Annotated in this window: 16 protein-coding genes; 9 read left to right on the top strand and 7 right to left on the bottom strand. The window is 49.5% G+C overall.

Annotated elements, in window-relative coordinates; translation table 11 throughout:
- Positions 1-304: 304 nt before the first annotated feature.
- Positions 305-1,258, bottom strand: coding sequence for a LysR substrate-binding domain-containing protein (locus tag J3L11_RS08085; RefSeq protein WP_133039328.1), 954 nt, complete (start codon positions 1,256-1,258; stop codon positions 305-307).
- 130 nt (positions 1,259-1,388) lie between these two features.
- Between J3L11_RS08085 and J3L11_RS08080 the strand changes: the two genes are divergently transcribed.
- The 4 genes from J3L11_RS08080 (at position 1,389) to J3L11_RS08065 (ending at position 6,413) form a co-directional block, all read left to right on the top strand.
- Entirely contained in the window at positions 1,389-2,804 is a 1,416-nt protein-coding gene (locus tag J3L11_RS08080) for an acetyl-CoA carboxylase biotin carboxylase subunit (RefSeq protein WP_133039327.1), read from the top strand.
- A gap of 45 nt (positions 2,805-2,849) precedes the next feature.
- Complete coding sequence (oadA, locus tag J3L11_RS08075; protein ID WP_133039326.1) at positions 2,850-4,652, top strand: sodium-extruding oxaloacetate decarboxylase subunit alpha; 1,803 nt, start codon at positions 2,850-2,852, stop codon at positions 4,650-4,652.
- Positions 4,653-4,824: 172 nt separating this feature from the next.
- Positions 4,825-5,616, top strand: coding sequence for an SDR family oxidoreductase (locus J3L11_RS08070; protein WP_133039325.1), 792 nt, complete (start codon positions 4,825-4,827; stop codon positions 5,614-5,616).
- A gap of 95 nt (positions 5,617-5,711) precedes the next feature.
- Complete coding sequence (locus tag J3L11_RS08065; RefSeq protein WP_133039324.1) at positions 5,712-6,413, top strand: amidotransferase; 702 nt, start codon at positions 5,712-5,714, stop codon at positions 6,411-6,413.
- A gap of 84 nt (positions 6,414-6,497) precedes the next feature.
- Here J3L11_RS08065 and J3L11_RS08060 read toward each other — a convergent pair whose 3' ends face one another.
- A complete protein-coding gene (locus J3L11_RS08060) occupies positions 6,498-8,054 on the bottom strand; it encodes an oligopeptide:H+ symporter (RefSeq protein ID WP_133039323.1) in 1,557 nt (518 codons plus the stop codon).
- Between the two features lie 255 nt (positions 8,055-8,309).
- Positions 8,310-8,744: an HNH endonuclease gene (locus tag J3L11_RS08055; protein WP_207570682.1), complete on the bottom strand. Its 435-nt coding sequence runs from the start codon at positions 8,742-8,744 to the stop codon at positions 8,310-8,312.
- Between the two features lie 45 nt (positions 8,745-8,789).
- Here J3L11_RS08055 and J3L11_RS08050 point away from each other — a divergent pair, with 45 nt between their 5' ends.
- The 4 genes from J3L11_RS08050 to J3L11_RS08035 all read left to right on the top strand — a co-directional run bounded on the left by J3L11_RS08050 (position 8,790) and on the right by J3L11_RS08035 (position 13,590).
- A complete protein-coding gene (locus J3L11_RS08050) occupies positions 8,790-8,954 on the top strand; it encodes a hypothetical protein (RefSeq protein ID WP_165900126.1) in 165 nt (54 codons plus the stop codon).
- Between the two features lie 194 nt (positions 8,955-9,148).
- The gene (locus tag J3L11_RS08045) at positions 9,149-11,266 is read left to right on the top strand and encodes a TonB-dependent siderophore receptor (RefSeq protein ID WP_242695152.1); all 2,118 of its coding nucleotides are present in this window, start codon (positions 9,149-9,151) and stop codon (positions 11,264-11,266) included.
- A gap of 260 nt (positions 11,267-11,526) precedes the next feature.
- Positions 11,527-12,759 (top strand): ectonucleotide pyrophosphatase/phosphodiesterase, encoded by a 1,233-nt coding sequence (locus tag J3L11_RS08040; protein WP_242695146.1) that lies wholly within the window; start codon positions 11,527-11,529, stop codon positions 12,757-12,759.
- 27 nt (positions 12,760-12,786) lie between these two features.
- Positions 12,787-13,590 carry a 5'-nucleotidase, lipoprotein e(P4) family gene (locus tag J3L11_RS08035; RefSeq protein ID WP_242695145.1) on the top strand — a complete coding sequence of 268 codons (804 nt, stop codon included), beginning with the start codon at positions 12,787-12,789 and terminating at the stop codon, positions 13,588-13,590.
- 103 nt (positions 13,591-13,693) lie between these two features.
- On the opposite strand, the gene J3L11_RS08030 is transcribed toward J3L11_RS08035, so the two are convergent.
- Complete coding sequence (locus J3L11_RS08030; RefSeq protein ID WP_207570680.1) at positions 13,694-14,830, bottom strand: endonuclease/exonuclease/phosphatase family protein; 1,137 nt, start codon at positions 14,828-14,830, stop codon at positions 13,694-13,696.
- A gap of 294 nt (positions 14,831-15,124) precedes the next feature.
- Here J3L11_RS08030 and J3L11_RS08025 point away from each other — a divergent pair, with 294 nt between their 5' ends.
- Entirely contained in the window at positions 15,125-18,343 is a 3,219-nt protein-coding gene (locus J3L11_RS08025; RefSeq protein ID WP_207570679.1) for a TonB-dependent receptor, read from the top strand.
- Positions 18,344-18,415: 72 nt separating this feature from the next.
- Here J3L11_RS08025 and J3L11_RS08020 read toward each other — a convergent pair whose 3' ends face one another.
- Genes J3L11_RS08020 through dsrO form a run of 3 tightly spaced genes read right to left on the bottom strand, consistent with a single transcriptional unit; the run spans position 18,416 to position 23,326 of the window.
- Positions 18,416-21,523: a tetrathionate reductase subunit A gene (locus tag J3L11_RS08020; protein WP_207570678.1), complete on the bottom strand. Its 3,108-nt coding sequence runs from the start codon at positions 21,521-21,523 to the stop codon at positions 18,416-18,418.
- The gene (nrfD, locus tag J3L11_RS08015) at positions 21,523-22,596 is read right to left on the bottom strand and encodes an NrfD/PsrC family molybdoenzyme membrane anchor subunit (RefSeq protein WP_207570677.1); all 1,074 of its coding nucleotides are present in this window, start codon (positions 22,594-22,596) and stop codon (positions 21,523-21,525) included. Before nrfD ends, J3L11_RS08020 begins: the two co-directional genes overlap by 1 nt.
- Positions 22,586-23,326, bottom strand: coding sequence for a sulfate reduction electron transfer complex DsrMKJOP subunit DsrO (gene dsrO / locus J3L11_RS08010; RefSeq protein WP_133039317.1), 741 nt, complete (start codon positions 23,324-23,326; stop codon positions 22,586-22,588). The genes nrfD and dsrO overlap by 11 nt, the downstream gene beginning before the upstream one ends.
- Positions 23,327-23,436 lie beyond the last annotated feature (110 nt).

The raw sequence follows: 23,436 nt of genomic DNA, 5'->3' as shown, positions 1-23,436 counted from the left end.
TTGCTAACTTGGTGCCAATCTTGTGTTTATTTTATTATATATTTGATTTTAAATGATTTTTAATCTATTTATAAAAATATTATAAGTGAGCAATATCGATTGACATGTAATTTTTACCTAGGCCTCGGTAAGAGTTTCAGTACTGGGTGAATCGTCACTCACTACCAAAGTTTTGTGGTACTGCCGCACACATACCAATGTTAGTTCATTGACGTTAGGTTTTGATTCGTCACTGGTAAATTGCTGGCAGTGGGTTAACCTTGTCTAGGTTTACTGTCCTCAATGCTGCACCGCTGTACGAGTGTTACGCTGGCGTCCGCACACTCTCAAATTTGGCGGCAATAGTAGAGATTAGCTGCCGCTCTTGCAGAATAAAATTCTCAAATGCCTGGGCTACCGGCGATAACTGGCGACTGCGGGGGTGCACCAAACACCAACTCCGCACAATTGGCAGTTCTTTAATCGGTAATTCCAGCAGGGAACCATCGCGTAACTCACGATATACGCAGTAACGAGGTAAAAAGGCAATTCCGAGTCCGGCGCTGACGCCTTCTCGTTGCGCTTCGTGGGAATTGAATTCTACCACGTTATCAAAATGGATATGTTTCTGGGTGAAGAATGCCTCGCAGGCACGGCGGGTACCGGAGCCGTTTTCACGGCGCACCAAGGTATATTGTTGCAAAGCTTTTAATGGTAAGGGTGCCGGGAGCGTGGCGAGCGGATGTCCTGCTGGCACGATCGCCACTATTGGGTTGTTGAGAAATGGCATAAATTCCAGTGCCATTTCATCTGGTACTTCGGTCATGATCACTAAATCATCACGGTTTTCGTTGAGACGACGGATCAATTGCGCCCGATTAAACACGTTTAGAATTGGATGAATATCGGGGTGACGTTGCTGAAATGCTGCCAATAAATGCGGCAACAAATACTTGGCACTGGATTCTGCCGCAATGCGCAACTCGCCTTTCAACGTACCGCGCAGCTCTGACAATTGCATATCCAGCACATCCAAGCGTTGAAATACATCGTGTGCTGTTTTCAGCAAATATTCCGCTGCTTCGGTGAGATAGAGCTTTTTGCCAACATAATCAAACAACGGTTCTTCCAGCAACTCTTCTAGTTGCCGAATTTGCAGACTCACGGCCGGTTGGGTTAACGCTAACAGTTCGGCGGCGCGACTGTATGACAATTGCTCGCATACAGTGCGAAACACTAATAACTGCCTCAGGGTAATGCGCATGTAGGAATTTTGCACAAGTCTCTCCTGATGTATAAATAATTACTTATGATAGACAAAATAAATATTAATTTTAATTATTTTTGAAATAGAAGTAGCTTAATTCCTCTTAGGATCATCCAATTTAGTAACAAAGAGGTTACTTTCTGTGATCAAAAAAATTCTCATCGCCAACCGCGGTGAAATCGCGGTGCGCATTATCCGTGCCTGTGCCGAAATGGGGATCCGTTCGGTAGCGGTGTACTCTGATGCCGATCGCCATGCGCTGCACGTAAAGCGGGCCGATGAGGCATACAGTCTCGGGGATGACCCGCTGGCGGGTTACTTGAGCCCGCAACGGTTGGTGAGTTTGGCGCTTGAAACGGGTTGTGATGCGTTGCATCCAGGGTATGGCTTTTTATCGGAAAATCCTGAACTGGCAGAGTTGTGTGCCCTGCGTGGTGTGAAGTTTGTTGGCCCCAGCGCCGATATTATCCGTCGTATGGGTGATAAGACCGAGGCGCGGCGTACCATGATGGCGGCGGGAGTGCCTTGTACGCCGGGAACCGAAGGCAATCTACAAGATCTAGCTGAAGCACTGCGCGAGGCCGAGCGTATCGGTTACCCGGTAATGCTCAAAGCCACTTCCGGCGGCGGTGGTCGTGGTATTCGCCGCTGCAATAATCCAGAGGAACTCACTCAGCAGTTCCCAAGAGTTATCTCCGAAGCCACTAAAGCCTTTGGCTCTGCGGAAGTGTTTCTGGAAAAGTGCATTATCAATCCCAAGCATATTGAAGCGCAGATTTTGGCCGACAATTTTGGTAGCACAGTGCACCTGTTTGAGCGTGACTGCTCTATCCAACGTCGCAATCAGAAACTGATTGAGATTGCCCCCAGTACCCAGTTAACACCAGAACAGCGCGCTTATATTGGCAAGATGGCGGTGCGAGCGGCGCAAGCAGTGAATTACGAAAATGCCGGGACAGTGGAATTCTTGCTGTCTGGTGATGAAATTTACTTTATGGAGATGAATACCCGGGTGCAGGTGGAACATACCATCACCGAGCAGATCACCGGTATTGATATTGTGCGGGAGCAGATCCGCATTGCTTCCGGCCAGCCATTGTCGGTGAAACAGGAAGATATTCGCCACCGCGGTTTTGCGTTGCAGTTTCGCATCAATGCGGAAGACCCAAAGAACAATTTCTTTCCATCATTTGGCCGTATTACCCGTTACTACGCGCCCGGTGGTCCCGGTGTGCGTACCGATACGGCAATTTACACCGGTTATGTCATTCCACCGTATTACGATTCCATGTGTCTGAAGTTGGTGGTCTGGGCACTGAACTGGGAAGACGCGTTGGATCGTAGCCTGCGGGCGCTAGATGACATGCGGGTGCAGGGGGTAAAAACCACCGCGCCCTATTACCAGCAAATTTTGCGTAATCCAGAATTTCGTACCGGCCAGTTCAACACCAGTTTTGTTGAGACTCATCCAGAGCTGCTGGATTACTCAGAAAAACGTCGTCCAGAACAACTGGCGTTGGCGATTGCCGCCGCCATTGCGGCGAATGCCGGCTTATAACTGATGATTGCTGGCCACTTAGCGCCAGCTCAGGAAGATGAACACATGAGCAAGAGAATCACTGTTACCGAAACTGCGCTGCGCGATGCCCACCAGTCTTTACTGGCGACCCGGATGCGAACTGAAGATATGCTGCCTATCTGCCCCAAGCTGGATAAGGTGGGTTTTTGGTCGTTAGAAGTGTGGGGCGGTGCCACCTTTGACGCTTGTCTGCGCTTTCTGAAGGAAGATCCCTGGGAACGCTTGCGGCAGTTGCGTAAAGCCTTGCCTAATACCCGTTTACAGATGCTGCTACGGGGGCAGAACTTGCTGGGCTATCGTCATTACAGCGACGACGTGGTGGCAGCCTTTGTGAAACACTCCGCCGACAATGGCATCGATGTATTTCGGGTATTTGACGCCATGAATGATGTGCGGAACCTGAAAACTGCAATTGAAGCGGTAAAACTGGCGGGCAAACATGCGCAGGGCACTATCTGTTACACCACCAGTCCGGTACACACTACCGAGAAGTTTGTGCAACAGGCGCGGGAAATGGCCGCGCTTGGCATCGATTCTATCGCCGTGAAAGATATGGCGGGTCTGTTGACACCCTATGCCACCGGCGAACTGGTCAAAGCGCTAAAAGACAATGTTGATTTGCCGGTATTTGTGCATTCCCACGACACCGCGGGTGTGGCGACCATGTGTCAGCTAAAAGCCATTGAAAATGGCGCTGATAATATTGACACCGCTATCGGCAGCATGGCTTGGGGCACCAGTCATCCAGGTACCGAATCGATGGTGGCAGCATTGCGCGGCACCCAGTATGACACGGGTTTGGACTTGGTGCAGTTGCAGGAAATCAGTAGTTATTTCTACGAAATTCGTAAAAAGTACCATCAGTTTGAGAGCGACTACACCGGTGTTGACACTCGGGTACAGGTGAATCAGGTGCCGGGCGGCATGATGTCGAATCTGGCAAACCAGCTGAAAGAACAAGGGGCGCTGGATCGCATCAACGAAGTGTTTGCCGAGATCCCCAAAGTGCGTGAAGACTTAGGCTTCCCGCCGCTGGTAACGCCAACCTCGCAGATTGTTGGTACCCAGGCGGTGTTTAACGTACTGGCTGGTGAGCGTTACAAGACCATTACCAATGAAGTCAAACTGTATCTGCAAGGACGTTACGGTAAAGCGCCAAGCCAGATCAATCGCGAGCTGCAACAGCGGGCCATTGGCAAGGAAGAGATCATCGATGTGCGCCCAGCCGATCTATTGCAACCGGAACTGCAGGCGTTGCGCGCCGATATTGGTGCCTTGGCGACATCAGAAGAAGACGTGCTGACCTTTGCCATGTTCCCAGAGATTGGCCGCAAGTTCCTCAGTGAACGCGCCGCCGGGACGCTGGAACCAGAACCACTGCTGCCGATTGCCAGTGCTGCTTCCGCCGCTATGCCACAGAAAGAAGGGGTTCCCACCGAGTTTGTTATTGATGTGCATGGTGAGACCTATCACATCGATATCACCGGTGTCGGTATCAAGAGTGCTAACAAGCGGCATTTCTACATGTCTATTGATGGTTTCCCCGAAGAAGTGGTGTTTGAACCGCTGAACGAATTGGTGGCCGATAATAGCAAGCGGAAGCAGGCCAGCGCGCCTGGAGATGTTACCACCGCTATGCCGGGCAATATTGTGGATGTTCTGGTGAAAGTCGGGGATAAAGTGACGGCTGGTCAGGCGTTACTGGTCACCGAAGCGATGAAGATGGAGTCTGAAGTGACCGCGCCAATTGCCGGTGAAGTGACGGCTGTCCATGTGAAAAAGGGTGACCGCATCAACCCTGGCGAAGTGTTGGTCGAGATTGTTTGAGCGCGAGCTTAGCACTAGAAAACAGCCGGGAGCCGATGGCCCCGGCTTTTTGCTGGGTAGCCATCACGTCAGCGCTGAGCTAGTGATTTAATGATTTTCATCAGCAAGCGACATGACTCACGGCGTTGCAGGTGTTACTGTTTTTGAAAACCAATAACAGGAGATGCTGATTATGGATTTACAGCTGCAGGGGAAAACCGTAATGGTGGCTGCTGCCAGCAAGGGCATTGGTTACGCGATTGCGTTGCAATGTGCCCGCGAAGGCGCCAATGTGTCGATTGCCAGCCGCGATCCCGCCGCCATTACCGCCGCTGCCGAACAGATTGCCGAGCAGACGGGCGCTCGGGTACAGGGCTACTGTTTTGATGCCAAATCTGCCGACAGTATCGATGCCTGGGTACAAGCCACTCTGACGGATTTCGGCCCTGTCTATGGGCTGGTGGTGAATGCTGGCGGGCCTCCACCGGGGCAGTTTCAACAGTTCAGTGATGCCGACTGGCAGGCAGCGTTTGAGTTAACCCTAATGAGTGCAGTGCGGTTAATTCGTGGTGTGTTACCGTCAATGCAATCCCTAGGGAGCGGTTCTGTGGTAGCGGTCACCTCGTCATCAGTTAAAGAGCCGATAGATATTCTGTTGTTATCCAATGTCATGCGCTCCGGCGTAACCTCCTTGCTGAAAAGTCTGTCGCAACAATATGCTGCCGACAACATCCGTTTCAATAACCTGATGCCTGGCCTTATCAACACCGACCGTTTGAAAGGGCTGAATGTGAAACGGGCGCAAGTGCTGAATATCTCCGCTGACGCCGTGAAAAAGCAACAAGAGGCGGAATTGCCTATGCGCCGTTATGGGGAGACGCAGGAATTTGCCAATGCCGCGGCATTTTTGTTGTCACCCGCAGCCAGCTATATCACCGGCGTGACGTTAGCTATTGACGGTGGCAAGATGAAAACGGTGTGGTAACGCAACATGTGCCGCAGGTGACGTCGGCAGCTACTATGCAACAGTTTGATTAATATAATAATGATAGTCGTGATGAATAGATTAAGGGGTAAAAAGTGAAACTCGCGATACTGCAAACAGACGTGCTACACCCGGAATTTTTAGCGCAGTACCAGGGCTATGGCAGAATGTTTCAGCAGCTGTTTGCCAATGCTGGTATTGCGTTGGAAAGTGAAATTTTCAGTGTGATAGATGGCAGCTACCCGCCGCAACCGGAAGCGTTTGATGCCATGTTGGTCACAGGTTCCAAAGCCGATGCTTTCAGTGACTTGCCATGGATTAATACCTTGTCAGCGTATCTGCGGCAACGCTATGCCGCTGGGCAAAAGTTGCTGGGGATCTGTTTCGGACACCAACTGTTGGCGCATGCGTTGGGTGGTAGGGCGCAGCGAGCGGTCAACGGTTGGGGCGTTGGCGTTATGGATTATCAGTGGCGCAGTCAACCGCAGTGGTTGCGCACTGCCGATGCGGATTTCCGATTGATCTGTAGTCATCGTGATCAAGTGACTCAGTTACCGGAAGACGCTACGCTGCTGGCGAGTAATGATTTCTGTCCGATAGCTGCCTTTCATATCGGCAAATTGGTATTGGCATTTCAAGGGCATCCCGAGTTTTCGCCAGAATATGGCAAAGCCTTATTGCAGAAACGCTACGGAGATATTGGGGAACAAAAAGTACAGCAAGCGCTTGCCAGTTATCAGCAACCTAATGATGGGCTAGCGATTGCGGCGGTTATGGCTGATTTTATACAGGCATAAGTCGCTTAAAACATCAATAAAAAAGTCAGCATTGCTGACTTTTTTATTGATTAGAGTAACTCCCGGCTCAGTGTCGGGCTTAGCTTAGTGACTCTCACTTACGCTACGATAATGATCCTGCATGGTGTAGGAACGGGCATACAAAGCAAAAACCAATGCCGCCAGCAGGGCAAATCCGGCAAAAAAGAACATCTGGAAGGCGGTAACGCTGATGCCAGTTGCGGCAATCTTATTGGTGACTGATTCGCTTTTCACGCTGGCATTGGCCAGCAGTACCCATAAGTTGCCGACGGTGACTGACAGTGTCCAGAAACTCATGATGCTACCCTTCATAGATTTCGGTGCCTGACTGTAGGCAAACTCCAGTCCGGTTGCCGATACCAGCACCTCACCAAAGGTCAATAATGCATAAGGTAATACTTGCCAAGTGATGGAGATGACACTGCCGCCATCCATGATTAGCTGGAGGCTGCCGATGACAATCCAAGACAGGCCAGAGAAGGCAATCCCTGCGCCCATTTTTCTAAGGGCTGTCAGCGTTACCCCAGAGCGTTGCAATGCTGGATACAACACAAAATTGTTAAATGGGATCAGCAACATTACCAGTAGTGGGTTCAGCGCTTGCATCATGGCTGGCTCAAACCATTCGGGTTTTGCCATATGGTTCGCCTGCAGGATCCAGGTAGAGGCTTTCTGATCAAACAACGACCAGAAAGGTGTCACCAACGCGAACAGGATCAGGATGCGAAACACCGATTTGACCCCGTCAACTGCTTCACTGGGATGTCGGCTTAAGGCGCGTTGCAACTGCATTGAGGCACCGACTCCGACAAAGCCCATGACTAATACCAAGGCCAAGCATAAGCTGGTCACCACCCCCAATGATGGAAATTGACTGAGCGCAAACAGCGCTAGCAAGATGCCAGTGATACTAAGCCATAAGCCTTTATTCGCTTGTCCCGGCATCGGCGTCAATATTGCACTTTTGACCACAGGTAAAAAGCCGTGTGGGTCGTGGGCATTGGGTTCAATATGCACGTAGCGTTTACGGCCATACCAGAAAAACACCGTTGCGATAAACATCAGCACGCCGGGAATACCAAATGCTACTGCTGGCCCGAAGAATTTAAGGATCAGCGGCATTGAGAGTGAGGCGAAAAAGGAACCGAAGTTAATCGTGAAATAAAACATGTCGAAGGCTTTTTGTGCCAACGACTTGTTGCTTTGATCGAACTGATCGCCCATGAATGACGACACTAACGGCTTGATGCCGCCAGAGCCAAGGGCAATTAAAAACAGCCCGGAATAAAAGCCAGTTTTGCTGGTTTCAAACATCGCCAGAAACGCATGACCAATCACATAAACGATGCTGAGCCATAAGATTGTATGATATTTGCCAAAAAAGCGGTCAGCGATCCAACCACCCAATAATGGGAAGAAATACACGCCAATCACAAATGAATGAAACACATCTTTGGCTTCCCCTTGCCGCAATTCTTCGGGCACCGACAGCAACAGCGCGGTCATTAAAAATGGGGTAAGAATGTTGCGCATGCCATAAAAACTGAAGCGTTCACAGGCTTCACTGGCAATAATAAAGGGGATCTGGCGCGGCCAGCTTCCGGTGGAGGTCGATGCCATGATTATCCTTGTCGTTATAGTTACTGAGTACCGGATGACGCCTATTGAGCTGCCGCAGCGGCAGTCAACGCTAAGCTACAGACGCATGCTAAGGAAAAGCGCAGACATCTGCAGCAACATTTTTGTAACAACCCGCAAAAGGTTAAAAATGCAACAATTAGCCCGGCGGTGGCGTCAAGGCAAGCGGCCTTTATAACCAGTGATTCTGAAATTTAACTGAAAATGGCCTGTCGGTCGCAATGTTGTGGAGGCTGCTCACTTATCGCGTTTACCGCGATTACACTCGTAGCAGAGGATTTGCAGATTATTGATATCTAATGCTAATTCAGGATAGCGAGAACGCGGCAGAATATGATCTACCTCCAGCGCAATACCGTGTTCGGCAACGCTGCGATGGCACAGATTACAGCGGTGTTCGCGGCTGCTAAGCACTTCATGACGCAGATCCAACCAGGCGCGAGACAAATAGAAATTGTCTACTGGCTTGGGCGCATATTCACTCAGTTGTTCAAGCTGCTGAAATGTCTGATGCCCAGAGTCCGGCGAAAAGTAACTGGCGCTGATATCCGGCTGATGCTGGTTTTTCTCTAGCCACTTATAGATACCGCGTTTAGCACTAAATTCAGTCTGGTAATGGCGGCTACGGCAACGACTGCCGATACGAAAAGTAACGTGTACGGTAAACTGCATTGAATATCCTTTTCAGCCAATCGCGCATTGATAGTGCAACCTACCATGAAAAGCCGAGAAGTGACACCGCAGGCATTGAGTCAATTCCCATGTCAAATGGGGATGATGCAACATCGTTTGCTAGGTGAAGCGGTATCGGGTGCCACACTTGCTTCGACTCTGGTACTGGCACTTAAACTGTTCCTACCCCAAATGACCAATTTTGATTAATTAATGGTCAGTTAAACCGACAAATTTGATCTCGGCTAAAAAATAACAACTTTCATTCGCAATTAATATCGCTATTATGCAAACATAAATGATAACTATTATCAGTCTTTTTTTAATATTAATTGCGAGGTTGAGATACCGTGGCATATAAACACTTGCCTTTGTCACCGCTTGCGGCAGCCATAACCGTTGTCCTGGTTAGTTATTCGGCTACAGCGCTGGCTGACGATGATGTCAGTCACAAAGACACTAAAAATATAGAAAAAATTACGGTGACAGGGAAGTATACCGTCAGTAATACCATCGACACGGCTACTGGACTGGGATTGTCACTGCTGGAAACACCGCAGTCAGTCACTATCATGACCGCTGAACGCATCCAAGATCAGGCACTCAATACGGTAGTGGATGTGGTCAACAACACCGTTGGCCTGTCTTCATCCAAAACCGATAACGTGCGTAACGGCTTTATGTCACGGGGGTTTGCGGTACAAAATTACCAGATTGACGGTGTTCCGCTGTCTTGGAGTCTGGGGGCCGATGCCGGTGAAACAGTATCGGATGTGGCACTTTATGAACGGGTAGAAGTGGTTCGCGGTGCTACTGGGTTATTGACTGGGGCAGGCGATCCTTCCGCATCGATCAACTTGGTGCGTAAACACGCCGACAGCACCGACCTGACCGGATACTTCGATGTTGCAACTGGTAGTTGGAGTAAGAAACAGCTGACGGCTGATGTGTCTAATGGCCTAAACGATAGCGGCAGTGTACGTGGCCGCTTGGTTGCGAAGTACGTCAATAGTGATTCATACCAAGATCTTTATCAGGATCGTAAAACCATCCTTTATGGTGTGGTTGATACCGATATCACTGACAGCACTCTGTTACGCGTCGGTGCGAGTTACAATAACAACAATCCTGAAGGCGCTATGTGGGGCGCCTTACCCGCCTTATTCAGCGACGGAAAAGCTACCGACTGGGACGTTTCAACCACAACCGCCGCCGACTGGAGCCGTTGGGAAACGACCAACATCAACTATTTTGCCAATATTAACCATGCATTTAGCAATGGATGGCAACTGGTGGCGAACTATAACCGCATGGAATACGAAACTACCACCAAGATGATCTATATGTCTGGCCTGCTGGATGAAGCAACAGGTACTGGGCTCAGCGGTCAGCGTTACCATAGCCACGGTGAGAGTAATTCCAATAACTTTGATGTGCAGCTAAAGGGTGACTATCAGCTGTTTGGTCGTGATCATGAGTTTGTTACTGGGGCGCTATACAGCAAGCAGAAATCCTACGCCGATACCTATGAGCCCCTCCGTGACAATATGACGGGATATGATGCTAAACCCGTCGATAACTTCTATGAATGGCAAAGCCAGCAGTTTGCTGAGCCGGAATGGTCAACAACTGCTAATCGCCAGCTCAATATGGATACCGAGCAGAAAGGTTTTTATGCGGCTACCCGTTTAACAATTACCGATGATTTTAAAGTGATTGGCGGCGGACGTATCTCCAGTTGGGATCGAGAAGGGGTCAGCTATGGCACCGACACCAACTTTGGTGACGATGGCGTATTTGTCCCCTATATCGGTGCACTCTATGACGTTACTGCGCAGCATCGTATTTACGCCAGTTACACCGAAATTTTTAATCCACAAAACTACCAAGATGCTAACGGCAGTTATCTCGATCCACTGGAAGGCAAAGCCTATGAAGTGGGGCTAAAGAGTTCTTACTTGCAGGATCGTCTGCATACCACGCTGGCGTTGTTCAAGATTGATCAGGATAACTTAGCCACAGCCGCCGGAACCGTGGTCATTGACGGTAATCCAGTGACCTACTACAAGGCCGCGCAAGGTACAGAAAGTAAAGGCTTTGAGGTTGAAGTCGTGGGCGAACCTGTGGCTGGCTGGAATATCTCTGCTGGCTATTCTCAGTTCAAAGCCGAAGATGCCGAAGGGAACCGCGTGGCCACCACCAGTCCAGAAAAGCAATTCAAACTGTTTACCACCTATCAGTTTGTTGACCATCTGCCGCAGCTGACAGTGGGTGGTGGGGTTAACTGGCAAAGTGATAGTTACTCAGAGGGGGGCGGCGTGTTGATAAAGCAGGATGCCTATGCTTTGGTGAACTTGATGGCGCGTTACAGCTTGGCGGACAACATGGATCTGCAGCTGAATTTGGATAATCTGTTTGATGAAAAATACTACGCCTATATGTCGGCTTCATCTGCGGCATACAGCGTGTATCACTACGGCACTCCCCGTAACTTTACCCTAAGTTTTAATTACCGCTTCTAAGCGTTTATTGGTGATATAACCGGTGGTCATCCTCGTCGATCACCGGTTTTTTATTTTAGAAATCATCGATAAGGTGTCCTCAATTTAACGCTTCAATTTAGCGCAGAGTGTGACAAGCCTAGGTTCTGCCTTGCTGTGAGTTCGGCCTTCTTGCAGACATAGACATGTTTTTTGACAAATAAATGGCTCATTTCTGTCATGATTTACGGTTATACTGTTCGCCCAAAATGACCTATTGTTCTGATAATCAGTTAATCAATATGAATAAATGTCGTCTGTCCTTATGGGGCATATTGTCTGTAGTGCTGCTGTCGCTCACTCAATCCGTGATTGCCGCGGCTCCGCTTTCGCCACGACCAACCGTGGTGATGATGTCCCTAGATGGCTTTCGCTGGGACTATATTGAGAAATATCACGCTACTAATTTGCAAGCCATTGCCGCCAACGGCGTGCGCGCCGAGCAGATGCGTCCCGCCTACCCAACCAAGACGTTCCCAAATCACTTGACGTTAATTACCGGTCTATACCCGGTACATCACGGCATTGTTGACAACCGTTTTTGTGATAAAGAGCGGCAGCAATGTTACAAGATGGGCATGGGCAAGGATGACTCTACTTGGTTATCCGGTATTCCTTTATGGAATCTGGCTGAAATCAATGGCGTAAAAGCCGCTACTTATTTCTGGCCAGAATCGGATGCCCGGATCAACGGCATGACGCCATCCTACTATTACCACTATTCAAAACCGGCAAATTACGAAGCGCGGATTGACCAGATTATCGACTGGCTGAAAATGCCAGCCACTACTCGGCCGCACTTTGTTGCCGGGTACTTTTCGCTGGTGGATACCGAGGGGCATGACTTTGGGCCGGATTCAGCGCAAGTTGCACAAGCGGTTGCGAAAGTCGATGCGATGATCGGTCGCCTGCGTGCGGGGATCCAAACTTTGGATTATCCGGTGAATCTTATTGTCTTAGCAGACCATGGGATGACGGCCATTGACAACAAAAAGGCGTTTGATTACCGCGAACTGCACATTGATGAAGCCCAGTTCCAAGTGGTGAATGCCTCTACTCGGTTGTTAATTTATGCCAAGCCTGCAACCAGTGCGCAACAGGTGGCTGTGTTAAGACAACAGTTGTCTAAAGTGGCTGCTGGGCATTACCGGGTGTTGACTGATGAGTATCTCCAAGCCCGTCACTACACTGGCAGCCCGCGGGTGGCCGATATTATTCTGGAAGTCGATGCCCCGAGCTATTTTACCGAAAAGCCACTGGCTGAACGTCACGGTGGTGGCAACCATGGTTACAGCTATATCAAAGATATGGGGGCCCTGTTTGTAGCAGAAGGCCCAGCATTCAAACAAGGGGTAAGGTTGCCAGCGTTTGATAACGTCAGTGTCTATCCGTTGGTGGCTCATATTCTCGGATTGCCGATCACCCATCCCATCGATGGTAGCATTACGCCCTTATTGCCAGCGTTAAACCCTTAATGACTTAGTTTCGATAACACAGAGGAAATGATGAAAGCATTGATCTCCCTATTGCCGCTGGTTTTTGTTGCGGCCACTTCATTGGCTAAAACTGCCCCACAAACGACAGATTTGGCCGTGCAGAATACTCAGGCTGTTTTGTGGATGCAAAATGCCGGTGAATATCGCGCATTGTGTTACCAAGCCTATAACACCGCCATGATGGCCTTTGACCTGGCTAAAGCCAAACACCAAGGCAAACTGGCGGTGATGGTGGACTTGGACGAGACGATGCTGGACAACTCCCCATACGCGGCTTGGCAAATTCAACACCATCAACCTTATGAAACCGTTAGTTGGAATAACTGGGTAAATGCAGTGCAGACCCCTGCGTTGCCTGGGGCGGTGGCTTTTGCTAACTACGTGACTAAGCAGGGTGGCACCATGTTTTACGTGTCAAACCGCTCCGACAGAACCTTTGAAGCGACCAAAGCCAATCTGATCAAGGCGGGGTTCCCTAATGTCAGTAACGTCACACTGCGGCTTAAAAAAGAAACCTCAGACAAAGCGCCACGTATGCAATCTATTGAAGCCGAGGGGTACAAGGTGGTGCTATTGTTGGGCGATAATCTGAACGATTTTCCCGAACTGCATACTTATCATCAACTGAATACCGAACGTAATGCGATTGCCGATGCGCATCAGCAGGAGTTTGGCCACCGTTTCATTCTGCTGCCAAATCCGTCCTATGGTGATTGGGAGCCAGGTCTCGGAAAAGGTTATTACCAGTTGAGCGAAGAGCAGAAAGCGCAGCTGCGTAATGACAGTTTGAGACCGTGGAACGGCCAGTGAGTGCTTGTCTCGGATCGGCTAACAAGTCCTGATAAAGTAACCCCGCAGTCGTTGATACTCGGGGTTATTTTTTGTCGCCACCGACAGCAAAGAGACTCTACAGCTACAGCGGCTGCAGTTGCAAATCAAGCCATACCAAACGATGGTCTGATGAGGCACTGCGGCTTGCCACTAGACGATATAGCGGTTCACGTTTTGTGGGCCAAAACACACCACCACCGTTTATGCTAAATCCGGCCTTTGATGGCAGTACGTAATCTGCTCGTAACTTCCAAGACGCGGTAAAGGCTTTGGCTGCCGCAATATTGGGCGCGTGTTCTGCGCCACCCAAGCTGACTGGTTCAAAACTGCCATTAACGCGGGGATGTTCCAGCAACTGACGCACCGCACCCCCTTGCTCCGCAGTCTGTTTTGGCGCGGAATTCATGTCACCCAACAGCACAAACCGCACATTTAGCGGCAGTCCACCTTGAAGCCCAGCATCATCGACAAGATAAACGGCGTTATCACCACCACTTAGATAGTCGGCCCATAAGCGGATCTCATCGTGGTTGCGCTGCCGATTGCGGTGTTCGGGGCCATCAAATACCGGTGGCGTTGGATGTGACGCCAGTATATGCAGCCTCTCACCATTTACCTTCACAGGAATGTCCCAGTGGGATTTGGAAGATAAACGCAATGCCTGCCACTGTTCATCGCTATACCAGCTTTTGCCAGTCATCGGGTCAACTGGTCTCAATGCCCCTGGCATTGCTGACCATTTTAGTTGCAGAAATGTACGTATGTTGGCGGTATCTATCGGAAAGCGCGACAGCAGCACCATGCCATATTGGCCGGGATACCAGCCAAAACCCCAGGCGTCACCACCTTTACCGGATGCAACACCATCGTGGTCCAAATCATAAGGCGATGGTTCGCCACTATTCACCGGCGCGACATAGTAATAGGGATAGTCAATAGCGCTTGCCCCCTGTTGCGGCTGATGCAGGTACCGGTTTAAGAAAGCCTCAACCCCCTGTTTGGGATCGGCGATATAGTCAAATTCATTGAGCAATATAATATCTGGACGCACCCGCTGTAGGATCTCGGCGATATTGCGGATCTGTGGATTGTCATCATTTTGTAACAAATTATTCAGCGTACCAGATGATGGCACTTTCTGACGGTCAGTCTGATAGTTTCCGCCTTCCATACTGACATTAAATGTTGCTACTCTGAGGGAGCCCAACGCCACAGCCATTGCAGTTCCTATCGTAAAAATTAAACAAAACAGACAGATATTTCGCCACGCTTGATAATGACGATAAATCATCTTTGTTTCGTGTGAAATTTTTATCCAAGAATAGGCGTAACGTTATTTTGCCGCTCAAAAAAGAAACAATTGTGTGTTTAGTGAGGGTGTGTTAAACAAAAGTGTAACGTTTTTGTGCTATAAAACGCGCTCGTTGGACCAGTTTTTTTACGGTTCAGCGGTTTAGTTACGAACTTAACTGTTTCGACAACGAACATCAAATAAAAAAACTCAGGGGATCTAATGATGATTCAGGGATTTACCAAAAGCCGTCTGGCCCTCGCTATGGCATTGGCTCTCGGTGCGTCTTCAATGGCCTATGCTGCTGATACCACATCTTCTATGCGTGGTACTATCACCGGACCAGATGGCAAACCAGCGCCAAACACCAAAATCACTCTTATTCACCAACCTTCAGGTACCGTTACTGAAGTCACTACCAACGATGCCGGTGCCTTCAGCGCGTCAGGCTTGCGTGTAGGTGGTCCTTATGAAGTGATTATTGACTCTGACACTTATCAAGACGCAGTGAAAGAAGATATCTTCCTGCAGTTGGGTCAGACTTTTCGTTTCAACGAACAGCTTACTGCTAATCAGCAGAACGTAGAACGTATCACTGTTACCGGTAGTCAGATTGCGTACTCTTCAAATGCGGGCAATTCTAGTGTATTCGGTGCAGATGCAATTAAAAATTCACCTTCATTCAATCGTGATATGAAGGATATTTTGCGTCAAAATCCTTTGGCCACATCATTGGGTGGTTCTAGTAATGAATTTTCTGTAGCTGGTGCTAACCCAAGATTCAATAGCATCAACGTTGATGGTGTAGGGTTGAATGATGACTTCGGCTTGAATGGCAACGGCTATCCTACTCAACGTTCACCGATATCACTTGATGCACTCGAGCAGATTTCAATCGACTCTAGCCCTTTCGATGCCAAGTATGGTGGTTTTAGTGGTGCTCGTATTAACGCAGTAACTAAATCGGGTACTAATGAGTTTCATGGTGGTGTGTTTTACGAAAAAACATCTGATAGTTGGGCGGGCGATTACGATATCTTTGAGAAAGGTAAAGATGGTATATACCGTACTGCTAGCAAAGATGTTCAAGGTGTAAAAAGCGATACCTGGGGTATGAATGTAGGTGGTCCGCTGATTAAGGACAAACTATTTTTCTTTGTTAACTATGAAAAGTTTGATCAACCGATTGTGTCTGAATATGGGCCAGCTGGAGCCGGAGCAACTAAAAATGCCGGTTTTACAAACGAGCAACTAGAGCAAGTACGGCAGATTGCTAAAGATCGTTACGGTATCGATGACATTGGTGATTGGCAGGGTAATCCCAAAGAAAAAGATGAAAAGATTCTGGTCAAGTTAGACTGGAATATTAACGATATTCACCGTGCATCATTTACTTACAGCAGTGATGAAAGTAACTCTATCAATGCAATCAGCACCGGTGCGTCTTCGCTTAATTTGACCAGTGATTGGTACGATTACCAGCAGAATATGAAGTCTTATGCGTTCCATCTTTACTCAGATTGGACTTCAGATTTTACCACTGAATTTGCTTTATCTTACAAAGATGTAGAAACCATTTCTGGGGTTGCTACTCGGGATTATGGTGAAATTAACGTTGATAATAACGCAGCCTTGGATGGTAATGGTAAAGATATTAAGGGTGATGGTTTAACATTCGGTCCAGACGAGTATCGACATTCTAACTATTTGGAAACCAAAACTTGGCGAGCGAATTTCGATGCATCGTATCTGCTTGCGGATCATAAGTTAGGCTTTGGCGTACAATACGAGCGTTTAGATGTATTTAACTTGTTTGTAAACCCTTCATTAGGTAAATGGACCTTTAATAGCATCGAAGATTTTGCGGCAGGTAAAGGTTCTCTTTACTATAAAAACGCAGTTACAAACAATCCAGATGATGGTGCCGCTGCTTTAGTGATGGGCACCTATGCCACTTATATTCAGGATAACTGGGCGCTGACTGATACTATTGATGTCAACTACGGTGTTCGTTATGAACGCGTATTTGCTAATGACACTCCTGTCTTTAACCAGAAATTTTATGACCGTTACGGTTTTTCTAATCAAGAAAACCTTGATGGCAAAGATATTTGGTTACCGCGAGCAGGGTTGACTTGGTATGCTACAGATACCTTGACAGTACATGCGGGTGTTGGCCGTTTCTCTGGCGGTCAACCTAATGTGTGGATTGCTAACTCCTTTAGTAATAACGGAATAAATGTAGATAGTGTCACTAAAACTCTGACAGATGTAACTTCTCTTAACGTACCGCAAAGTATGAAAGATGAGCTAGCAACGCGGAGTCCTGACGGTGAAACTGATGCTATCGATCCTAACTTTAAACTGCCATCAGAATGGCGTTATAGTGTGGGATACGATTACCAGTTTGACATCCCAAATCTGGGCGACGCGTGGACTTGGTCAGCGCAGTATACCTATGCTCAGAAGCAGGATTCTTTAGCTTGGCGTGATTTGAATCGTCAGCCAAGTGGTAGATTTACATCTGATGGTCGTATTATTTATGAACCAGTAGATGCTTCTTCTCCAAATCATTACGATATCTTGTTGACCAATGCTGACTCAGATGGGCATTCCAACATTATTACTACCAGCCTGAGTAAGAAATGGGACAACGGCGTTAATTTAACAGCATCCTATACTCATCAGGATATTACGGACGGTAATACTGGAACTAGTTCCCAAGCTGCATCTAACTACAAGTATGATGTGGTTGCTAACCGTAATGTGGATTATATGGGGACAGGTAACTACGAGATAAAACATAGCTTTAAAGTTAATCTCGGTTATACCCATCAATTCTTTGCTGGTTATGATACTCGGGTAGATCTGTTCTTTGAACGTCGTTCTGGTCAACCATATGGCTGGCTAATGGGTACATATAAGGTGACAGATCTAGGGGATGAAAGTTATTTGTCACAGACCAATGCTTATACTCCATACATCCCATCAGGTGCAGATGATCCAAATGTTAAATATGCCGGTGGTTTGGATTATCAAACATTTATGGACCAGTATGTAAAACCAGCAGGGCTTGAAAAATACGCTGGTGGTTATGTTGCTAAAAATGCCAGCACTAAACCTTGGGTAACGACTCTGGATCTATCTTTCTCTCAGGAAATTCCTGGGTTTATGAAAGATCATAAAGGCGTGCTCTATTTTACCATTCAAAATTTGGCGAATTTGTTGAATAAAGATTGGGGACATCAGTACGATTTGTCTGATTCCAGCAACTATAATAAAGAGTTTGCTAACGCATCTTGGGATGAAAACGGTGTTTTGACCTACAGTCCAAACTCTCGAGCCAAGATTGGCCTGAAAGACGATCCTATAAGTTCATATCAGCTTCATACAGAAGACTCTGTTTGGTACCTGAAAGTCGGTGTTAAGTACACCTTCTAATTCAGTTAGCTGAACTTAAAAAAGCCCGGCATTTGCCGGGCTTTTTACATCATGAGTATTTCTTGAGAGAAGTTATACCGTAATTTTTTCGATGTTGGCGGGTAATCCCTGACGTGCGGCAGAACCACTGGCCCAGTCCACGAGTGGATAGCGGCCGTGACGGCTAGGATCCAGAATCGACAGGTCATTCAGATTAACGCCAACCTGAGTTAGCGGATTCGCCGCAATCAGTTTGCCATCAATGATGGTATCTCGGGCGCCTAACTCCTTATGCCCAAAACCATGTTCTATCGCAATACATTCGGGATGCACACCAGCGACACACTCTACCAGCGCGATAACGCTACCGTTTGGTGTGCTGATACGCACGGTATCGCCAGTGTGGATACCAAGCCGTTCGGCGGTGGTTTTGTTAATTCGTACCGGGTTGTTGGGATGCACCTGCCGAAGTCGATCAGAGCCGATACTCATAGCGCTCTGCACATGGGATTTGTAGCTGGAAAGCAATAATGGCCATTGTTCGCGGCTAAAGGCTTCGCGCAAGGCTTGACCATTGGCCAGTCGCGGCCCGTAACTGCGCGGGCAGCCACTGAGAAACTCACCACTTTGGCTATTACGACGACTGCCAACTTCGGGATTCCATAACATTAATGGTTTGGGCCAGACATGCGTCGGGTTGCCATCGGCATCGCGTGCCTTTGCCATTGGTTCAAAGCGACCGCCACGGGCAAACAAATAGGCGGTTTTGGCAACTTCTTCGGGTTGCAACCGTGTTTTTAGTTCGGGGATGATGCGCTCAACCCCAGACCAACGCCGATCTTCGTCATCAATATCGGGTACGGGGTCACCGGCCCAAGCCACATTTGCTGCACCGTAAAGTGAGTAGTCGGCAGCCCGAGTCAACGGGTGCAGCGAGCCATCAGCGGCCTGAACGGCATTGTCACCGAATCCTGGCAGACCCAATTTGAGGGCAACGCTAGTGAGAAAGCTTTCCATACACACAGGATCGCCGTCTTTGGTGTGTTCTACTCGGGGTGTGACTACCGGCCAGCGCCCAGTTGATACTTTGGTCATGGTGCCATGCCAAGCAGAGGTCCAACCCCAGGATTCATAGGTCAGCGTATCGGGCACTATGTAATCAGAAAGTGCTGAGGTTTCGTTGATAAAACTGTCAATGCTGACCAGCAGTGGCAGCACTTTGGGATCTTTCAGTTGCTCGCCAATGGCGGTGACCAATCCTGCCTGCCCGTAAAGCGGATTCCCCATATGGTTAATCCAGGCTTTCAGGTGATAAGGATAACCTGCCACGGCGGCGGTCAGATGTTCACTGAGTAGTGGTGAAGAGATCGGAAACCAAGGTTCTTTAGCGGGGTAAGGCGACTCCCCGGCGGCCTTTTTGCGTTTGAACTCCGAGCTTTTCTCATAAGGAAATTTTGAGCGAGACAGAAACACCCCTTTAGGTTGCACCATGCCGTCAAACTCCGCCAGATTGTAACGTGGACCGTTACCGAAAGCCGGATAAGCACCGCCTTTAGCCAGCGCGCCACCTGGCTGGTTGATGTTACCTATCATGGCATTCAGCATCATGATCGCCCAAGCGCTATAAAAGCCGTTAGTGCTCATGGTGCCGCCATGAGTAATCACTGCGGCTTTGGTGCCATGACTGGTGAATTTGTCGGCTAGAGCAATAATGTCGGCAACCGGAATGTCACATTCGGCGCTGTATTGCTCAACGGTCTGGCTGCGGGCCGACTCCGCCAACAGGCTGAAACTGCTCTGGCAACGGATACTGATGGCACCGTGGCTGATGATTTCATTGACTTCTAGCCGAGCTTGATTGCATTTGCCTGTTGCCACCGGTTTACCGCTGTCATTATCCAGCACCAGTATTGGGTCTTCTTTGCCGAAAGCTTCACCGCTAAAGGGTAAGCCGAGTTCGCTGGCGTGCAGATATTGGCCATAACGCGGATCCTGTTGATCGCTATGGATCAGGAAGGTTGCATTGCTGAAACCTCGGTAGCCCGCCGCCGCAGCGGCTTTGGCATTAGGTGCGCTAAGGAAGGCCGCTGCATAACGTTTATTATCAATAATCCAGCGCAGCATCGCCATGGCTAACGAGGCATCAGTGGCCGGGCGAATGGGCAGCCAGACGTTATCCGGTGCCGCCGCCAAACTGGAGCTGTTAGGCAGCATTGGCGATACCACGGCATAGCTGAAGTTACGCTCAGTGCGGTCGTATGCCAGCTGTCTGGCCTGCCGTTTAAACGGGTTGCCGGATTGGGCCGGAGAGGTGCCGATGAATAGCAAAAACTCAGCTTTATCCCAGTCGGGTTTCAAATGGGAATATTTCTTCAGATCGTCCAGTAAAGCACCAGCACCTGCGCGATAGGTAAAGCCACAGTATGAACCGTGGTTGGCAAAGTTGCGGGTACCAAAACTGTTAAAGGTGAAGCGTTTGATAAAGACATCGCGGCCTTCATCAGAGGCATTGGTGACTAACAGCTGATTCGCCTTTGGTCCATATTCTGGGTTATCTGCATCCAGCGGTGTGTTGATGTCACGAATGGCCCGCAGGCCATCTACGTGGCCTTCGCCAAACAGATCGCCACCTTCTACGACTTCGTGCAGCAGTTGTTCAAACGCAATGGTCTGCCATTTGCCGCTGCCGCGAGGGCCAACACGTTTTAAGCAGTGGGTGACTCGATGCGGACTGTCCAGCAGTTCCAGCATTGCGTTACCGCGAGCACAGGCGGTCGAGCGGCCATCAAGGCCTTGCTCCTGATAGGCGCTGGTATGTAACAGCGAATCTTTGATGGAAGTGTCAAAATCCAGATGTTCCCTGGCCGACAACGGATGGTAAGGATTTCCGGTAATGCGCAGGATCTTGTCCGTTTTATTGTCGATGCGGGTACGTACACCGCAGCGAGTCCAGCAGCCAAGGCACATAGAGTTCGCCAAGCGCTGCTCGGCGTTGGCAGTCATGGCACCGGTCTTCAGGTCGATTTGTAGTTCAGGCGCTAACGAATTACCGTGGATCGCCGAGTCGGTGACTGTGCCGGAGCTGCCAGTGGCAATACCTTTACCCAGTTGCCCTAGCGTATGGCTGTAACCTGCGACAAATAAACCGGCTCCGCCGGTAATGGCCGCACCTTTAATAAATCTGCGTTTGCTCTTGTCCATTATGCTGCTCCTTCCTGAGTAATCGCGGTTTGACGTACTAACTCAGAAATCAGGGTGATTAATGCCAGCCACAGGCCGAAGGTCCCAAGAATGCCCAGCAAGCCTTCTGGCCCCCAAGGTAGTTCATAGAAATAGGTGCCAGCGCCGTATTTCGGGTCGGTCTGCGCCTGGATCAGTACCAGCCAGCGGAAGCCCCAAGCGAGGTGTACGGCAGCAAAGCCTGCGAGCAGCAATAACCAGTGTGGTTGGCGACTGGTGGCCAGTAATAGCGCCAGCACCGCTAGCGTGCTCAAGACCCAGATTGCGGCCAACTGCCAAGTAGGGCTGTGGCTTAACAGCAGGCGTGCTTCAGCGGCACTTTTGCCACCCGCCAGCGCCCAGCCGATAAGTAATAGGCCAAACAGGGTAAAGGCTGCACGCAGCCACAACAGCAGATAGCGATCAGTATTGGTGTTATGGCCTTTGAACAGAAAATTGAGCCACACCAGCATGCCGCTGCCAGCCAACAACGCACTGGCGGCAAACAATGGTGGTAACCAGTGACTGTGCCATAGTGGCCGCGCCTGCACCGCCATGGTTTCCATGCCGGTATACAAGGCAATGCTGCAAGCGCTGAGGAAGGCTAATACCGCTACTGGTTTTAATAGGGGTTTTTCTGACCAACGGCCAAAGCGCAACCAACACCCAATCTGGCTCCAACGGTCAGTGGCGGTGGTTGGCAACGATGGCCGCAGCAACAGATAGCCAAACAGTAAGCCTGAGCCCATAAACAGCGGCAACAACCAGGCGCCAAACCACATCCAGGAATCGGGGCGCAGTTGCATGTAGAAGTGCCAGGCGCGTAGCGGCTGATGCAGATCTGCCAGCAGCGCCACCGGTGCCACAATCGCGGCACTGAAAATCAGGCTACCGCATAGCGTTAGCAAGCGTTGTTGCCGTTGACCCGGCCACAGCACCGCAATGGCGGCAATCCATACCGAGGTGTAGGCTAGCCCAATCAGAAAAAAATACTGCACGGCCCACGGCAGCCAGGTGATAGCAAAGTCCGGGGTCAGTAGTTCTTTAATGTCCATGATGTAACTCCTTGCCACTGGCGGTCATTAGCGTCCGCACTGGTGCTTCACCGCGGATACGTTCGGCAAATGCCTGGTTCATGCCAAGGTAAAACACTCGGGGTTGGGTGCCCATGGAGGGCCGCAGTACTTTGATGTCATCGCGGTGTTGTGTCAGCAGTCGGCTGATGCGGCTGTCAGGATCGTTAAGATCGCCGATGATCCTAGCTTCGCCGATACAGGTTTCAACGCAAGCAGGCAGTAATCCGGCATCCAGACGGTGGGCGCAGAAGGTACATTTATCGGCGGTGTTAGTTTCATGATTGAGAAAACGCGCATCATAAGGGCAGGCCTGCACGCAATAACCGCAGCCGACACACCAGTCGTTGTTGACTACGACTATGCCGTCCTGACGCTGAAACGTGGCCCCTGTGGGGCAGACCGGGATACAGGGCGGATTTTCGCAGTGATTACATAAGCGTGGCAGCATCATAAAGGCGCTGTTGTCGCCTTCAGTCACTTCGTATTGATTCACTGTGGTGCGGAACTGGCCCAGTGGCGGTTGATTCTCAATGGTGCAGGCGACAGTGCAAGCTTGACAGCCAACACAGCGGCGCAGGTCAATTAACATCCCATAGCGCTTGCCTTTGGTCGGGGTGCTGTCACCATCGGCCTCGGCCAATGGGATAAACACCGCACCGGCGGTAATGGCGGCAATTTGCCCCAGTAACCGGCGTTTTGAAGTATCCATTACACACTCCTTGAAGCTTGGTGGGCGGCTTTCCCATGGTGGGCGCCTTGAGTGTATTCTCGGCAGAGTGACCAGTATGGCTCTATAGTGGTTTTCCACATACCGGGCGC

Origin of the sequence: Shewanella sp. 4t3-1-2LB (assembly GCF_017368415.1) — a bacterium.
GTDB classification, from domain to species: Bacteria; Pseudomonadota; Gammaproteobacteria; order Enterobacterales; family Shewanellaceae; genus Shewanella; species Shewanella fodinae.
The sequence above is the reverse complement of the archived record's forward strand: the minus strand, read 5'-3'. Positions and strand labels throughout refer to the sequence as shown.

Coding starts and splice junctions, on each gene's coding strand:
- J3L11_RS08025 (WP_207570679.1), top strand. CDS start 15,125: ATGATGATTCAGGGATTTACCAAAAGCCGTCTGGCCCTCGCTATGGCA.
- J3L11_RS08070 (WP_133039325.1), top strand. CDS start 4,825: ATGGATTTACAGCTGCAGGGGAAAACCGTAATGGTGGCTGCTGCCAGC.
- J3L11_RS08055 (WP_207570682.1), bottom strand. CDS start 8,744: ATGCAGTTTACCGTACACGTTACTTTTCGTATCGGCAGTCGTTGCCGT.
- J3L11_RS08060 (WP_133039323.1), bottom strand. CDS start 8,054: ATGGCATCGACCTCCACCGGAAGCTGGCCGCGCCAGATCCCCTTTATT.
- dsrO (WP_133039317.1), bottom strand. CDS start 23,326: ATGGATACTTCAAAACGCCGGTTACTGGGGCAAATTGCCGCCATTACC.
- J3L11_RS08030 (WP_207570680.1), bottom strand. CDS start 14,830: ATGGCTGTGGCGTTGGGCTCCCTCAGAGTAGCAACATTTAATGTCAGT.
- J3L11_RS08020 (WP_207570678.1), bottom strand. CDS start 21,523: ATGGACAAGAGCAAACGCAGATTTATTAAAGGTGCGGCCATTACCGGC.
- nrfD (WP_207570677.1), bottom strand. CDS start 22,596: ATGGACATTAAAGAACTACTGACCCCGGACTTTGCTATCACCTGGCTG.
- J3L11_RS08035 (WP_242695145.1), top strand. CDS start 12,787: ATGATGAAAGCATTGATCTCCCTATTGCCGCTGGTTTTTGTTGCGGCC.
- oadA (WP_133039326.1), top strand. CDS start 2,850: ATGAGCAAGAGAATCACTGTTACCGAAACTGCGCTGCGCGATGCCCAC.
- J3L11_RS08040 (WP_242695146.1), top strand. CDS start 11,527: ATGAATAAATGTCGTCTGTCCTTATGGGGCATATTGTCTGTAGTGCTG.
- J3L11_RS08050 (WP_165900126.1), top strand. CDS start 8,790: ATGAAAAGCCGAGAAGTGACACCGCAGGCATTGAGTCAATTCCCATGT.